Genomic DNA, 14,653 nt, shown 5'->3' on the forward strand with positions numbered 1-14,653 from the left:
GTGGCGTAATGGTAATACAAACAACGTTTAGCATTAGATAACTTAATTATTATTCAATAGCAATGTCAGGATATTTAGCAGTTATAGTAGTTGTTCTCATATTCGTCGTGATCTTCCAGATCGCGAAAGCAAGCGAATATGTGTCCATTCTGAAAGGTGAAAAGAAAGCGCGCGAACAGTCTAACCGTATCAACGGTTTCCTGATGATCGTTTTCCTGGTGCTGGGCCTGATCGGCGTATGGTGGTGCCATGATTTGCTGGAAGGCCGCATGCTGGCCGAACCGGCTTCCGATCATGGTGCGGGAGTGGACAGCCTGATCAAGGTAACTTTCATCATCACGATGATCGTGTTTGTACTGACGCAGATCGCCCTGTTCGTTTTCGCCTGGAAATACCAGGAGAAAGACGGCCGTAAAGCACTGTTCTTTCCGCATAACAACAAACTGGAAGTGATCTGGACGGTAATCCCGGCCATCGTGCTCACGGTGCTGGTTGCCTTCGGTATCCGCCACTGGCTGAAAATGACTTCCGATGCGCCCAAAGGCTCTATGGTTGTGGAAGTGACCGGCAAGCAGTTTAACTGGATCATCCGTTACCCCGGTAAAGATGGACAGCTCGGCCGCCGCAACTTCAAACTCACGAACGAATCCAACAATCCTGTAGGTCAGGATTGGGCTGATAAACTGAACACAGACGATATCATCGCGCCGGAACTGCACGTTGTGGTAGGTAAACCGGTGAAGCTGATCATTGGTTCCCGCGATGTGGTGCACGACGTGGGTCTGCCTCACTTCCGTCTGAAAATGGACGCCGTTCCGGGTATCCCGACCACCCTGTGGTTTACCCCCACGATCACCACGGCAGAGTACCGCAAGCGTACCGGCAACCCGGATTTCGTGTACGAACTGGCCTGCGATCAGATGTGCGGCAGCGGCCACTATTCCATGAAAGCCAACATCGTTGTGGAAACACAGGAAGAATATGACGCATGGTTAGCTAAACAGGTAACGCAGTATTCGGTAGCGCATCCCGCCCCCGAAACGCCCGCAGCACCTGCAGCGCCCGCCGATTCTACGAAAGCCGTAGCGGCGCTTGGTAAATAATCAATCGCAGAGAAAGAGATACTAGAAGCGTAAAAAATTTAAGGAAATAGCCGGCGAGCCCGCCCCGTTTACCGGCTGATCATAAACAGAACTTATTATGAGTAACGAAGCAACATTGCACAGTCAGGATTTACATCATCACGGCCACGCAGCGGACCATGGGCATGGTAATGGCCATGACGGGCATGATCACCACCATGAAGAGACCTTCATCTCGAAGTACGTTTTCAGCATGGACCACAAGATGATCGCGAAGCAATTCCTGATCACGGGTATCATCTGGGCCATCATTGGTGCGTTCTTTTCCGTATTGTTCCGTCTGCAGCTGGGTTACCCGGACGCTACGTTCCCCTGGCTGGAAAGCATTCTCGGCCATTGGGCCGAGGGCGGCCGTATCACTGCCGAGGCGTACTACGCCCTGGTAACGATGCACGGTACCATCCTCGTGTTCTTCGTATTGACCGCCGGTCTTTCCGGTACCTTCTCCAACCTGCTCATTCCCCTGCAGGTAGGTGCACGCGACATGGCTTCCCCTTTCATGAACATGCTGAGCTACTGGTTCTTCTTCCTGGCGAGCGTAATCATGATGTCGTCCCTGTTCGTGCAAACAGGCCCCGCTTCCGGTGGCTGGACTTCCTACCCTCCGTTGAGCGCCCTGGGCGACGCATCGATCGGTTCCAAGATCGGTATGGACCTCTGGCTGGTGTCTATGGCAATATTCGTAGTGTCTTCCCTGCTGGGTAGCCTGAACTATATCTCGACCATCCTGAACATGCGTACCAAAGGTATGAGCATGACCAAGATGCCGCTGACGATCTGGGGCTTCTTCTTCACCGCCATCCTGGGCGTGCTGTCGTTCCCCGTACTGCTCTCCGGTTTCGTACTGTTGCTGTTCGATCGCCACGGCGGTACCAGCTTCTACCTTTCCGAGCTGTTCGTTGCGGGTAAAGTACTGCCGAACGAAGGTGGTTCTGCGATCCTCTACCAGCACTTGTTCTGGTTCCTGGGTCACCCTGAAGTATACATCATTATCCTCCCTGCGATGGGTATGGTATCTGAGATCCTGGCGGTGAATTCCCGCAAGCCGATCTTCGGTTACCTGGCGATGGTGGGTTCCATGTTCGCGATCACGATCCTGGCGTTCCTCGTATGGGCGCACCATATGTTCGTGACCGGTCTGAACCCCTTCCTCGGCGCGTTCTTCGTACTGTTGACGCTGCTGATCGCGGTGCCCTCCGCTATTAAAGTATTTAACTGGATCACTGACCATCTGGCGCGGTAACATCCGCTTCACGCCTGCGTCGCTGTTCTCCATCGGTTTCGTGAGCACCTTCATCTCCGGTGGTTTGACGGGTATCTGGCTGGGTAACTCCGCTATCGACATCCACCTGCACGATACTTACTTCGTAATCGCGCACTTCCACATCGTAATGGGTGTATCCGCATTCTTCGGTATGTTCGCCGGTATTTACCACTGGTTCCCGAAAATGTACGGCCGCTATATGAACCAAACCCTCGGTTTCATCCACTTCTGGATTACCCTGGTTGGTGCTTACCTGATCTTCTGGCCCATGCACTACGAAGGTATGGCAGGCATGCCCCGCCGTTACTTCGACTATAGCAACTGGGCTTCCTTCAACAGTTTCAACGGGCTGAACATGTTCATCTCCTTCGTGGTGATCATCGTGTTCGCTACGCAACTGCTCTTCGTATTCAACTTCTTCTACAGCATCTTCAAGGGCCGCAAGCTGACCACGCCTAACCCGTGGAACGCAACCACCCTGGAATGGACCACCCCGATCAACCCCGGCCACGGCAACTGGCCCGGCGAGATCCCGGAAGTTCACCGCTGGGCATACGATTACAGCAAGGACGGAAAAGATTTCATCCCGCAAACGGTACCGGTATCTCCCGACGAGTCCGGACACTAAGATGCCGGCAGGGGCATCCCTGCCGCAGCAGGATGGTGGAACAGAAACAGTGTAGTTTATTATGTTGCAAGAAAATTCCATAAAGTTGTCTTTATCATACGCCATTGCAAGCAGGGTGAAGGATTACTTCATGATGATGAAGTTTACGCTAACCTTCATGGTAGTTTTCGCCTGCGTGGTCGCCTATTTGCTGGTGCCTGGCGTGGAATTCAGTTTGATTAAAGTTCTTTTGTTATTTGCCGGCGGCATCCTGGTATCAGGCTCCGCCAATATCATCAACCAGATCCTGGAACGGGAGACGGACAAACTGATGGCGCGCACGGCTGTAAGGCCGCTGCCCGGCGGCAGGGTGACCGTTACCGAGGCCTGGCTGCTTTGCGTGCTCACGGGCGTTGCAGGCGTTGCCATCCTGGGTTTTTCGTTCAACTGGCTGGCCGCTGGATTGAGTTTCTTTTCCCTGCTGTTGTACGGTTTCGTATACACACCCTGGAAGAAATGGAACTCGCTGGCGGTACTGGTAGGCGCTGTGCCCGGGGCTTTGCCGATGCTGATCGGCTGGGCGGCGGGAGACAATGCCCTGTCTATCGGCGGTTGGTCGCTCTTCGCGATCCAGTTCCTCTGGCAGTTTCCGCACTTCTGGGCGATCGCCTGGGTAGCGCACAAGGATTACTCGCGTGCAGGTTTCCGCCTGATGCCCCGTGAAGACGGGCCGGGAAAAATGATCGCCCTGCAGGCCGCGATGTGGACCCTGCTGCTGATTCCCGCTGGCATTGCACCGTACCTGCTGGGGCTCACGGGCTACATCTCCGCGATCGTAGCCATCCTCATCGGCGGCTGGTACCTGTGGAAGGCCATCCAGCTGTACCGTAAGGCAGACGTACCTTCGGCACGGAAACTGATGTTCGGTTCGTATATTTACCTGGCAGTGATATTGCTGGCATTGTTGTTCGATAAAGTAAAACTGTGAGGAGATGATTACAATGAACGCACCTAAAAACAAGATACACCCGCATAAGTATTCTATGTGGATCGCGATGGCCAGCATCACCATGATGTTCATCGGGTTCACGAGCGCTTACGTGGTAAAACGCTCGCAGGCCAACTGGCTCAGTTTCAACCTGCCCGCGATCTTTTACGTGTCTACCGTACTGATCCTGCTGAGCAGCGGCACCATTTACCTGGCCGGCCGCCAGTTCAAAGCGCGCAACATGGGCGCTTACAAACAGCTCATCACGCTCACGGCACTGCTCGGCGTAGCATTCGCAGTTTGCCAGTTCATCGGCTTCGCAGACATGAAGAATCACGGCCTGGCGCTCGACAGCACCGTTTCGGCCTCCTTCATCTACGTGATCGTTGGCACACACGTGTTGCACGTGCTCGGCGGTGTAGCGGTACTCCTGGTGATGTTCTTCCGGGCCTTCAGGACCCGGGTGCGCACCTACAGCACCGTGCCCATCGAAGTAGCATCCACCTACTGGCATTTCGTGGACGCCCTCTGGATTTACCTGCTGGTATTTTTCAGCCTGGCCAGATAAAAAGAATAGAAAAAAAGATACTGTTTAGAACCAATAAAATTCACAATTCGTACAATGGATAACGCAGTAACAGCGAAGAAAAAATGGTGGAGCGGAGGGTCTTCTCCCTTCAACGTGAGCTATGGCAAACTGATGATGTGGTATTTCCTCATTTCCGATGCCTTCACGTTTGGCGCATTGCTGATCGCTTACGGCACGCAACGTTTCATGGCTGAAGCCTGGCCTGATCCCAACGTCGTGTTCCACTCATTCCCCTTCATGGGCCATGCGGACATGCCGCTGGTATTCGTGAGCTTGATGACCTTCATCCTGATCATGTCGTCCGTTACCATGGTACTGGCTGTGAATGCGGGCCATTATATGGACAGGAAAGCCGTGGTGAAATGGCTCTCCCTCACCATCATCGGCGGTATCATGTTCCTTAGCTGCCAGGCCTGGGAATGGATGCACCTGCACGAAGTTGGCGCCTGGTGGGGCAGCAACCCCTTCCCGAACGCAGACGGAACGGCCGCTATTTCCACCAACTTCACCGACTTCTTCTTCACCATCACCGGCTTCCACGGCCTCCACGTAACTTCGGGCGTTGTCCTCAACATCATCGTCCTGATCAACGTACTGAAAGGTACCTACGAGCACCGCGGCCATTACGAAATGGTAGAGAAAGTAGGCCTGTACTGGCACTTTGTAGATCTGGTTTGGGTATTCGTATTCACCTGCTTCTACCTGCTGTAAGCAGCCCAAAGTTTATTGACTGATCGTATTTTTGTAAAGAGAAAAGAATTTTAGATATGGCGCATACGCATAACGCAGCCGAGAGGCAAGCTTCCATCAAGAAAATCTGGAAAACATTCTGGATCCTCCTGATCATCACCATGGTGGAAGTAGGATTTGCATTCCTGCATCTTGAAACCGGCTTCCCCGACAGAATCTGGCTGAACGCCCTCTTCATCATCCTGACCGTGTTCAAGGCGTATTATATCGTTTCCGAGTTCATGCACCTTGGTCATGAAATCAAGAACCTGGTATGGACCGTTCTCATGCCGTTGACATTGTTCATATGGTTCATCATCGCCTTCCTCGCGGACGGCGACAGCTGGAAACACATGCGCAGAAACGCCCCCAGCGCACCGCTCCCCGCTGAAAAAGTGGCCCCGGCGCACGGTGGTGGCAACCATCACTAATTACGAGTCGTAATTCGATACTCCCGGAAAATGTAAAAGTGATGCCGTAATACAGCAACGCTTTTACATTTTTCGCTTTTATAAACACCTAAATCTTACGGTTATCAACAGGAAAGCAATACTCGGCGTAGCACTGGCCATACTCGTACCCCTCACGGGTTACCTGATCGTGGACCACTACGGCAAGAATGTAGTGGAAGTGCCGCCGTTTCTCATCGCAGAAAGGGTAGACACCATCGTGAAAGACGGACAAACATCCTACGATACCGTCTTCCACCAGGTCAAAAATTTCACCCTCACCAATCAGCTCGGCGAAAACGTAAACCTGGACCAGCTCAAAGGGAAAGTGCTCGTCGTGAGCTTCTTCTTCACCAGCTGCCCCACCGTTTGCCCCACCCTCATGAAGAACCTCAAGCGGGTGCAGGACTCCTACGCCAAAAACGATACGCTGCTGCAGATCATCTCCCTTTCGGTAGACCCCGTGCGCGACTCGGTGCCCACGCTCAAGCATTATGCAGACAGCCGCAACATCGACCCCCGCAATTGGTGGCTCCTCACCGGCGATAAAAAAGAGATCTACGACCTCGCCCGCCACGAATTCTTCGTGAATGCCGTTCAGGGCGATGGCGGACCGGATGATTTCATCCACGCCGAAAAATTCGTGCTGATCGATAAAGACCGGTTCATCCGCGGGTATTACAATGGGATGGACACCGTTTCCGTCCGCAAAATGGTGAACGATATCGCCGTATTGCATATCGCCAAAGACAAGAAAAGGCCCGGCCTCCTCAAGCGCCTGTTCTCTTCCGGCAACTAAAACTTCTCAGTGAACATGAAGAACAAGAATCTCAATATCATCATCACCATCGTTTCCATCGTCATCCCCGTGGCGGTGGCCATTTTGTTCGTGCTCCCGCAGCCGAACGTGCAGGTAGGGTTCGACGTAAAGGTGATGCCCTTCTTCCACGCCGTCCTCAATTCCGCCACGGCGGTGTTGCTGCTGGCGAGCCTCTTTTTTATCAAGAACGGCCGGAAAACGGCCCACAAATGGGCGAACCTCAGCGCCGTGGGCCTGTCTGTAATATTCCTCCTTTCCTACGTCACCTATCACTTCCTCACGGAATCCACGAAGTTCGGCGATATGGACCACAATGGGGTGGTAGACGCGGCGGAGATCGCGGCGGTTGGCGGCGTGCGGTATGCGTACTATTTCCTGCTGCTCACGCACATCGTGCTGGCAGTAGTGATCGTTCCGCTGGTACTGTTCACCTTGCTGAGAGGGTTCCAGTCCGACTGGCCGAAACACCGTCGCATAGCGCGGATCACCTGGCCGATCTGGTTTTACGTGGCCATTACCGGCGTGGTAGTGTACATGATGATTTCGCCGTATTACGCCTGAGCCTGACATAAATCAGGCCCTGGCGCATTAAAAATGCCTAATTTCGGAGCGTGAAAAAGATATTCTACCTGTTGATGACGGTAGCCATGCTGCTGCCAGCCAGTCAATTGATGGCGCAATGTTCCCTCTGCACGAAAACCGCGCAGCAGTTGGGTGAAGGGCCTGCCAAAGGCCTGAACAACGGTATCTTGATGCTGGCCGCCGCGCCGCTGGCGCTGGGCTTGTTCCTGGGCATCCGCTGGTGGAGGAGCCAGCGGGCGCAATAATGCGCGCCCCTAAATAGCTGGTTTCCTGAATTCCGGGCAATCTACCCGCAAATCCGCCGCCTTCAGAATGGCATTCACGAGGTGGCAATAATGTAATTTCCCTTTCTTTTCGTAAAATCTGCAGTTGTAGCACATCCGCTGCGGCGTGATGATGAGGTTACGGTTGAGGTCCTGGATAAGGCCCAGCAACTGTTCCAGCATGCCCGCCTGCTTTTCGGCCGACATATCTTCCACAGAATCCTGCATCGGTTCCGCAAACCGCTCTACCCGGCGGGCAACCGTTTTACCTTCGCGGGTCAGATGCAGGGTATGGCTGCGGCTGTCTTCTTTATCTTCTTTCCTTCTGACAAAGCCTTTGGATTCGATCGTCTTGATCGCATCGCTGATCGTTGCCTTCGTCATATTGAAATGCGCGGCGAGATGGGTGACGGTCTTCAGCTTTTCCGGGTAATGAAGGAGATAGGTCAGGATTTGGACCTGAATTGGACTGATCCCGTACTGTTTCGCTTCCTGCCAAAGCAATACACGGAAAGCTTCTGAAAGTCTTTCCAGTGCGGCAACCACTTTACTGGCGGTATTGGTGGCCTGATGCTCCGGGTTGAAGGTGGATTCCTTTCGCATGGTGTTGTTTGTAACGCAGTAGTTTTGCTTGTTCCTAATTGTTTCTTCTAACGGGTTTGCACGGGGGGCGTAATGTACGAAAGATTTACACCGTGAATATCACACTTTCATGGTGATTCACAGGCTTTTTGATAAACGGAGTGAGGCAAACAAAATTGTGTAATACGCCCGGAGATGGGGTATTTCGTGCCGCACCCGCCGCGATCTCCCCTCAGCAAAATTGCATCTGCTTAATTTGATATATCTATCTGGTTGAAAAAAACTTACCCGAAGCCGTGGTGGCTAATTCTACAACATAGTTCCCTGGGAATTTTTCTGACCTCCTGCACGATGGCCGTTGTAACATGTGTGTGATGCATCGCTAATTTACAACCTATTCACCAGCAATTCCGGACAAAAAAAGAGGCCCGGAGGCCTCTTCAATTAATGTGCGTCGGATACGAATTTCAACCCGATGATGGAGCCGATCAGCATGACGAGGAACACCAGCCGCATCGCGGTGGCAGGCTCCTTGAAGAACAGCATCCCCGCAATAGCGGTCCCTGCGGCGCCGATGCCCGTCCACACCGCGTATGCGGTACCGATCGGCAAGCCGCCGTTGATCGCTTTGTTGAGCAGGAAAAAGCTCAGCGAAATACAAACCACGAAAGAAACCGAAGGCCAGAGCTTCGAAAAATTCTCTGAATACTTCAGCGAAATGGTAAAGCCGATCTCGAACAGACCGCCCAGCAAAAGGAATAACCAAGCCATAACAAAAGCTTTTGTTTTAGATGATCAGAAATATGTCGAAAATGTTGATGAGAAAGGGCTGCGCGCAAGATCAGCCGCCGTAGTTGAACACGGCGTAAGTGAAGAAAAGACGGAAAACTCGAGTTTGGGTAAACATCTTTGCGCTTACGTTGATTGCCGCAAAGATAGGATTTTTTCAGCTATAGCGGCGAACGATGCGGTAGAGGTTGAACCCCGGCCCGTCCATCTGCGCGCGGATCTCCGCCAGCAAAGCCTGCCTGTCTACCTCCCGCATTCTTTTATACTGGATAAGTTGCCATGCCTTTTCAGCCAGCAGCAACGATTTGCGGTCGGCATTGTCATGGATGTGATCGCGATGGGCATCGAGTGCCTGCATGAGGGCCTCGACCCCTTCGTCCCGCAACGCCACCGTTTTGATCACGGGCGTTTCCCAGCCGGCCGTTGCGCGCGAATGCGCCAGCAGCCGCAGGTTGCGGACGAACTCGTCGGCCTTCGGACGGTCTGCCTTGTTCACCGCGAATATCGCCGCAATCTCCATAAGCCCGGCTTTCATGGTCTGGATCTCGTCTCCCGCTTCGGGCACCACAACCACCACCGTCGTATCCGCGATTCCGGCGATCTCCACTTCGCTCTGCCCCACGCCCACCGTTTCGATGAATAGGTAATCGTACCCCGCGGCCTTGATGATGTCTGCCACTTCGAGGATTTTCGGGCTGAGGCCGCCCAAAGCACCACGGCTCGCCATCGACCGGATGTATACGTCTGGGTCGGAAAAGTGATTGGCCATGCGGATGCGATCGCCGAGCAATGCGCCGAAATTGAAGGGCGACGATGGGTCTACCGCGATAACGGCTACACGCTGCCCGCGGCGGAGGATGGCGGAGATGAGGGCGTTTACCAGCGTGCTTTTGCCGGCGCCGGGAGGCCCCGTGATGCCGACCACGCGGGTGCCTGCGCGCGCCGGGAGCGACTCCAGCAGCTGTTCGTATCCCGGGGCTTCGTTCTCCACCAGGGAGATGCTCCGGGCCAGGGCCCGCACGTCCCCCGAAAGGAGCCGGTCAAGTAACACAGACATGCAACAAATGTATCGATGATTTTTCATTTCGGGAAGATGACGCCCCTTCTTTCCTTCCATCCGCCGAAGGCAGACCGCCATTATTTTTCGTTCAAAATTCGTAACTTAAAACAACGAAGAACCTACGCCCGAACATGACGAACTTCATACCCATATTTCCCCTCGGCATCGTCGTTTATCCCGGCGAGATGCTCAACCTGCATGTTTTTGAACCGCGGTATAAACAGCTGGCGGAAGAATGCATCCGCGAAGGCAAGCCCTTCGGCATCCCCGCGGTGATCGACCAGAAAGTGAACGAATACGGTACGCTCGTGGAAATTTCGCGGGTGGAAAAAACGTATGACAACGGCGAGATGGACGTGCGGACCCGCGGCATCAAAGTGTTCCGCATCCTCGAGATCATCCGCGAAGTGCCCGAAAAACTGTATGCCGGCGCCATCGTCAATTACCCGGTCAATCACGACCGTACGAGCGATACGCTCCGCGAACAGGTGCTGGCGGCGGTGCGCGAGCTGCACCACATCCTGCAGGTCTCGAAGCAGTTCCCGGTAGAAGACCACCGGTTGCGGGCATACGATATCGCGCATCATGCGGGGCTTTCGCTGGCGGAAGAATACGAAATGCTCCATCTTTTCCAGGAACTGCAGCGCCTGGAGTACCTCAAACGCCATCTCAGCAAGGTAATTCCCCTCATGACGGAGATGGAGCGGCTCAAAGACCGGGTGAAACTGAACGGCCACTTCCGGGATTTATCCGTAGATAATTTTTAACTTGGCGCCATGATCGGCCCGATTTTTTGTTTCGACCTGGGCAATACCCGGTTGAAATGTGGCATTATGCAAGGCGGAGAACTGCAGGAAGAGCGGTTTTTCAGCGAAGAAACGTTGTTGCCCGAAGTGGAGGAACTGCTGAAGGAACGGCGCCCCCGCGCGGCGGTGCTGTCGTCGGTAATAGAACATCCGCCGGCGCTGGAATCGCTGCTGCAAAGTGAAACGCGCTTCATCCGCCTGCGCTGCGATACGCCGATGCCCGTTCGGATCGTGTACGAAAAGCCCGAAACCCTGGGCGTAGACCGGATCGCGCTGGCCGCAGGCGCCTGGGAAATGTTTCCCGGCCAGCATAATCTCGTGATCGGTACCGGATCGGCCATCACTTACAATTTCATCAACAAACGGGGCGAATTCCTGGGAGGGGGCATCAGCCCGGGGATCGACATGCGGTTCCGCGCCCTGCACGCTTTTACGGATAAATTGCCGCTCGTTCCCGCCGAAGCGCATTATAGTTTTATTGGATATAATACCCGTCAAAGTATCCTCAGCGGCGTGCTGGAAGGCGCGCTGGCGGAGGTAGACGGCATGATTTCGCTGTATGCCGCCAGGTACGGGAACTTTAACGCGCTTTTAACAGGGGGAATTTGGAATTTTTTGCTTCCCGCCTTAAAAATAAGATATTTGCAAGCCCGTATTTAATGTATAAAGGTTTAAATTCAATCGCTGAACTCAATGTATTGGACAAAAGCTAGCTTCTTTTGCCTGTTAGGCGTAGCAGTGCTATCGGCAAAAAATGCTGACGCCCAGGATAATTCACCGTACTCCCGATTCGGCCTTGGCGAGATTTCGCGTTCCGAGAACGCAGTCAACCTCGGCATGGGAGGCGTGGCACAGGCATATGGCGATGCCCAGTCCATCAACTTCGTCAATCCCGCCAGTTACTCCCGTCTGCAGCTCGTAACGTTCGACGTGGGCGTTCACGGCGGCGCCCGCCGGCTCACTTCGAGAGACGCGGCGTCCAGCGCCGGGTATGGAACATTGAGCTACCTCCAGCTGGGCATGCCGCTCGGCCCGAAGTGGGGCCTCAACCTCGGGATCCGCCCCCTCACCAAAGTCGCCTACAACATCGGCGTTCCGGAAGACAGAACTTTTTTCGACACACTGAAAGTAGCTTCCGTTAACCAGTTCGAAGGCAGCGGCGGCATTTACCAGGCTTATGTAGGCTCCGGTATCGGTTTCGGCGGATTCAGCGTAGGGGTGAACGTAGGTTACATCTTCGGCAACGTCACCAACAGCACCAAAGTCCTCTTCCCCTCCAACGTAGACGATCCGCAAAGCTCCATCGTTCCGTCGAGAGACATGAAGCGCACCAGCTATGGTTCCTTCTTCTACACCCTGGGCCTCCAGCAAAGCATCAAGCTCGGGAAAGACCTGAACCTCCAGCTCGGCGTCAGCGGCAACCTCGAACAGAAACTTTCCGCCAAACGCGAACGCCTCCAGGAGACCCTCCTGTACGACGCTTCGTCCCAGGAATACGATACCCGCGACACCGTGAAGTACACCAGCGGCGACCGTGGCGATATCATCTACCCCCAGTCCATCGGCGGTGGCATCATGCTGTCCAAAACCGATAAATTCTCCTTCGGTATCGATTACACGACTTCGAAATGGAGCAATTTCAGGAACTACGGCGCGATCGATTCCACGCAAGACAGCTGGCGCATGGCCTTCGGCGGTCAATTCGTCCCCAACGCACAATCTTTCTCCGGATACTGGAACAAAGTAACGTACCGCCTCGGTGGTTACTTCGGTAAAGACAACGTGAAACTGGCAGGAATGGACATGAACACCCTCGGGTTCTCCATCGGCGCAGGTTTCCCGGTGAGAAGGATCATGCCCGCCATGAACCAGTTCACGATGATCAACGCCGCTTTCGAAGTGGGCTCCCGCGGAAACGTGGACCAGCTCCGCGAAACGTCGTACCGCCTGACCATCGGCTTCACCCTCAGCGACCGCTGGTTCCTCAAAGCCAAATACGACTAACCGCTTGAAACGTTTACTCGCATACGGAGCCCTCGCGATCATGGCCTTCAGCGGCTGCGAAAACGATATCAACGCCGTTGCCGCCTTCGATACCAGGAAACTCGGCGTAGAGCAGGCGTTCGACGTAGAAACCATCCTCAGCCAGTCGGCCACCGTAAAAGGCGTGCTCACCAGCAAATACATGGAACGCTACGTGACGCACCCGCCACACACCGATTTCCCCAAAGGATTGCAGGTAATATTCTACGATAGCGTGGGCAGGAAAGAAAGCATCCTGACGGCCAATTTCGGCCGGCTGGACGAAGGGACGAACGACATCTATCTCCGCGATTCCGTCGTGTTCATCAGTCTCACCACCGCCCAGCGGCTCGATTGCAAAGACCTCCGCTTCGATTCCAAAACGGCGATGTTCATGACAGACCGCTTCTGCCGCATCTCCACCATCACCGATACGATCTATGCAAGCGGCATCCGCGCTACGCAAGACCTGTCGCGGACGGAGTTCCTGAAAGCGAACGGGACGTTCGTTCCGCAAGACAGCTCCTTCATCCTCGAATAAACGAAGTTTCGAAAGATACCATAACAAAAGAACCCGGTCATGCGACCGGGTTCTTTTGCTTTAACCTAATTGTTTGTTTGTGTACGATCTGGAAAGATCAAACGCTATTTTTAACCTAAAATTTCCTGCGCCTATTGATCCAACAACCATGCCAAAGTATTATTTTAACCCCCTCAAGAAAACCGCTAAAATCTTTCAATATGGAATACAGAAGACTAGGCAAATCCGGCCTCCAGATCAGCGCATTGTCTTTCGGCAGCTGGGTTACCTTCCATGGCCAGGTAGACGATTCCGCCGGCGACCGCCTCATGGGGCTGGCGTATGATAACGGCATCAACTTCTTCGACAACGCGGAGGTATATGCCCTCGGCGAATCCGAAAAGATGATGGGCCGTGTATTGAAGAACAAGAACTGGGACCGGACGTCGATCATCGTGTCGAGCAAGGCGTTTTTCGGCTGGCGCGGGGCCAATAACAAGCCCAACCAGACCGGCCTGAGCCGCAAGCACCTCATGGAAGCCTGCCACGAAGCCCTGCAACGCATGCAGCTCGATTACCTCGATCTGTACTACTGCCACCGGCCAGACCGGAACGTGCCCATCGAGGAAGTGGTGTGGACGATGACCAACCTCATCCAGCAGGGGAAAATCCTGTATTGGGGCACTTCCGAGTGGACGGCCGCCGAGATCATGGAAGCGCACATGGTGGCGCGCCAGTATAACCTGATCGCGCCGGTGGTGGAGCAACCGGAATACAACCTGTTCCGCCGCGAAAAACTCGAGCTGGAATATTTGCCTGTTTTCAGCAGTGTGGGGCTGGGGACAACGATCTTTAGTCCATTGGCGTCGGGGATCCTGACCGGGAAGTACAACAACGGGGTGCCCGAGGGCTCCCGGCTCAGCCTGGAGGGCTACGAGTGGCTGCGGAACCGCAACCTGCTGGAAGCGAACATCGCCAAGGTGGTGAAGCTCGAAAAGGTGGCGAAAGAGCTGGGGACCAGCCTGGCAACGTTCGCCGTGGCCTGGACGATCCGCAACCCGAACGTGTCGAGCACCATCCTGGGAGCCACGAAAGAGACGCAATTGACCGAAACCCTCAAGGCGATCGATGTATATCAGCAACTTACGCCCGAAATCATGAAGGAAATCGACGCCATCATGGAAAACGCGCCGATGGCCATCAGGCATTAAAGGGTGATCGGAAGTGCGTTAAATTGATGTTAATAGACATTATTTCTATACGTTCACGAGGCAAAATCTTGCGTTTACGAAATGCCGTATCCTGCAATGAGGGACTCCAGTATATTTGTATTGGTTTTTCATAGGATATGGTTAAAAATATTGTGGGCGGTATTCTTACCGCCCAATTTTTTTGATTTCGCCCCAAAGCCGTTAACTTCCCTTTTTTAGTCATTCAACCC

General features: G+C 53.9%; 16 protein-coding genes and 1 pseudogene. 14 read left to right on the forward strand and 3 right to left on the reverse strand.

Annotated elements, in window-relative coordinates:
• Positions 1-62: 62 nt before the first annotated feature.
• The 9 genes and pseudogenes from WJU22_RS06200 (at position 63) to WJU22_RS06240 (ending at position 7,415) form a co-directional block, all read left to right on the forward strand.
• Complete coding sequence (locus WJU22_RS06200; RefSeq protein ID WP_341842386.1) at positions 63-1,103, forward strand: cytochrome c oxidase subunit II; 1,041 nt, start codon at positions 63-65, stop codon at positions 1,101-1,103.
• Between the two features lie 97 nt (positions 1,104-1,200).
• Positions 1,201-3,034: pseudogene (locus tag WJU22_RS06205) on the forward strand (cytochrome c oxidase subunit I).
• An 85-nt stretch (positions 3,035-3,119) separates the two neighbouring features.
• A complete protein-coding gene (gene cyoE, locus WJU22_RS06210; RefSeq protein WP_341842387.1) occupies positions 3,120-4,001 on the forward strand; it encodes a heme o synthase in 882 nt (293 codons plus the stop codon).
• 4 nt (positions 4,002-4,005) lie between these two features.
• Complete coding sequence (locus WJU22_RS06215) at positions 4,006-4,569, forward strand: cytochrome c oxidase subunit 3 (RefSeq protein WP_126245825.1); 564 nt, start codon at positions 4,006-4,008, stop codon at positions 4,567-4,569.
• A 54-nt stretch (positions 4,570-4,623) separates the two neighbouring features.
• Positions 4,624-5,301: a cytochrome c oxidase subunit 3 gene (locus tag WJU22_RS06220; protein ID WP_341842388.1), complete on the forward strand. Its 678-nt coding sequence runs from the start codon at positions 4,624-4,626 to the stop codon at positions 5,299-5,301.
• Positions 5,302-5,357: 56 nt separating this feature from the next.
• Entirely contained in the window at positions 5,358-5,750 is a 393-nt protein-coding gene (locus WJU22_RS06225) for a cytochrome C oxidase subunit IV family protein (protein WP_341842389.1), read from the forward strand.
• A 169-nt stretch (positions 5,751-5,919) separates the two neighbouring features.
• Positions 5,920-6,567, forward strand: coding sequence for an SCO family protein (locus WJU22_RS06230; protein ID WP_341842390.1), 648 nt, complete (start codon positions 5,920-5,922; stop codon positions 6,565-6,567).
• Positions 6,568-6,582: 15 nt separating this feature from the next.
• Positions 6,583-7,149 (forward strand): DUF420 domain-containing protein, encoded by a 567-nt coding sequence (locus WJU22_RS06235; RefSeq protein ID WP_341842391.1) that lies wholly within the window; start codon positions 6,583-6,585, stop codon positions 7,147-7,149.
• Between the two features lie 50 nt (positions 7,150-7,199).
• On the forward strand, positions 7,200-7,415 hold the full coding sequence (locus tag WJU22_RS06240) for a hypothetical protein (RefSeq protein WP_341842392.1): 216 nt from the start codon (positions 7,200-7,202) through the stop codon (positions 7,413-7,415).
• A gap of 9 nt (positions 7,416-7,424) precedes the next feature.
• On the opposite strand, the gene WJU22_RS06245 is transcribed toward WJU22_RS06240, so the two are convergent.
• The 3 genes from WJU22_RS06245 to meaB form a co-directional block, all read right to left on the reverse strand.
• Positions 7,425-8,036, reverse strand: a complete 612-nt coding sequence (locus WJU22_RS06245) for a MarR family winged helix-turn-helix transcriptional regulator (protein ID WP_341842393.1) — start codon at positions 8,034-8,036, stop codon at positions 7,425-7,427.
• 423 nt (positions 8,037-8,459) lie between these two features.
• Entirely contained in the window at positions 8,460-8,786 is a 327-nt protein-coding gene (locus WJU22_RS06250; RefSeq protein WP_126245819.1) for a DMT family transporter, read from the reverse strand.
• A gap of 175 nt (positions 8,787-8,961) precedes the next feature.
• Positions 8,962-9,861, reverse strand: a complete 900-nt coding sequence (meaB, locus tag WJU22_RS06255) for a methylmalonyl Co-A mutase-associated GTPase MeaB (protein WP_341842394.1) — start codon at positions 9,859-9,861, stop codon at positions 8,962-8,964.
• 134 nt (positions 9,862-9,995) lie between these two features.
• On the opposite strand from meaB, the gene WJU22_RS06260 reads away from it, so the two are divergent.
• The 5 genes from WJU22_RS06260 (at position 9,996) to WJU22_RS06280 (ending at position 14,423) form a co-directional block, all read left to right on the forward strand.
• Positions 9,996-10,631, forward strand: coding sequence for an LON peptidase substrate-binding domain-containing protein (locus WJU22_RS06260; protein WP_341842395.1), 636 nt, complete (start codon positions 9,996-9,998; stop codon positions 10,629-10,631).
• Between the two features lie 9 nt (positions 10,632-10,640).
• Positions 10,641-11,330: a type III pantothenate kinase gene (locus tag WJU22_RS06265; RefSeq protein WP_341842396.1), complete on the forward strand. Its 690-nt coding sequence runs from the start codon at positions 10,641-10,643 to the stop codon at positions 11,328-11,330.
• Positions 11,331-11,516: 186 nt separating this feature from the next.
• Complete coding sequence (locus tag WJU22_RS06270; RefSeq protein WP_341842397.1) at positions 11,517-12,674, forward strand: hypothetical protein; 1,158 nt, start codon at positions 11,517-11,519, stop codon at positions 12,672-12,674.
• A 4-nt stretch (positions 12,675-12,678) separates the two neighbouring features.
• Positions 12,679-13,233: an LPS export ABC transporter periplasmic protein LptC gene (lptC, locus tag WJU22_RS06275; RefSeq protein ID WP_341842398.1), complete on the forward strand. Its 555-nt coding sequence runs from the start codon at positions 12,679-12,681 to the stop codon at positions 13,231-13,233.
• Between the two features lie 200 nt (positions 13,234-13,433).
• Positions 13,434-14,423, forward strand: coding sequence for an aldo/keto reductase (locus tag WJU22_RS06280; RefSeq protein ID WP_341842399.1), 990 nt, complete (start codon positions 13,434-13,436; stop codon positions 14,421-14,423).
• Positions 14,424-14,653: the final 230 nt, after the last annotated feature.

Origin of the sequence: Chitinophaga caseinilytica, from assembly GCF_038396765.1 — a bacterium.
Lineage (GTDB): Bacteria > Bacteroidota > Bacteroidia > Chitinophagales > Chitinophagaceae > Chitinophaga > Chitinophaga caseinilytica.

What these genes read in the sequence shown, in the direction of transcription:
- WJU22_RS06200 (WP_341842386.1), top strand. Translation starts at nt 63, where the DNA reads ATGTCAGGATATTTAGCAGTTATAGTAGTTGTTCTCATATTCGTCGTG.
- WJU22_RS06215 (WP_126245825.1), top strand. Translation starts at nt 4,006, where the DNA reads ATGATTACAATGAACGCACCTAAAAACAAGATACACCCGCATAAGTAT.
- WJU22_RS06220 (WP_341842388.1), top strand. Translation starts at nt 4,624, where the DNA reads ATGGATAACGCAGTAACAGCGAAGAAAAAATGGTGGAGCGGAGGGTCT.
- WJU22_RS06225 (WP_341842389.1), top strand. Translation starts at nt 5,358, where the DNA reads ATGGCGCATACGCATAACGCAGCCGAGAGGCAAGCTTCCATCAAGAAA.
- WJU22_RS06235 (WP_341842391.1), top strand. Translation starts at nt 6,583, where the DNA reads ATGAAGAACAAGAATCTCAATATCATCATCACCATCGTTTCCATCGTC.
- WJU22_RS06245 (WP_341842393.1), bottom strand. Translation starts at nt 8,036, where the DNA reads ATGCGAAAGGAATCCACCTTCAACCCGGAGCATCAGGCCACCAATACC.
- WJU22_RS06250 (WP_126245819.1), bottom strand. Translation starts at nt 8,786, where the DNA reads ATGGCTTGGTTATTCCTTTTGCTGGGCGGTCTGTTCGAGATCGGCTTT.
- meaB (WP_341842394.1), bottom strand. Translation starts at nt 9,861, where the DNA reads ATGTCTGTGTTACTTGACCGGCTCCTTTCGGGGGACGTGCGGGCCCTG.
- WJU22_RS06260 (WP_341842395.1), top strand. Translation starts at nt 9,996, where the DNA reads ATGACGAACTTCATACCCATATTTCCCCTCGGCATCGTCGTTTATCCC.
- WJU22_RS06265 (WP_341842396.1), top strand. Translation starts at nt 10,641, where the DNA reads ATGATCGGCCCGATTTTTTGTTTCGACCTGGGCAATACCCGGTTGAAA.
- WJU22_RS06280 (WP_341842399.1), top strand. Translation starts at nt 13,434, where the DNA reads ATGGAATACAGAAGACTAGGCAAATCCGGCCTCCAGATCAGCGCATTG.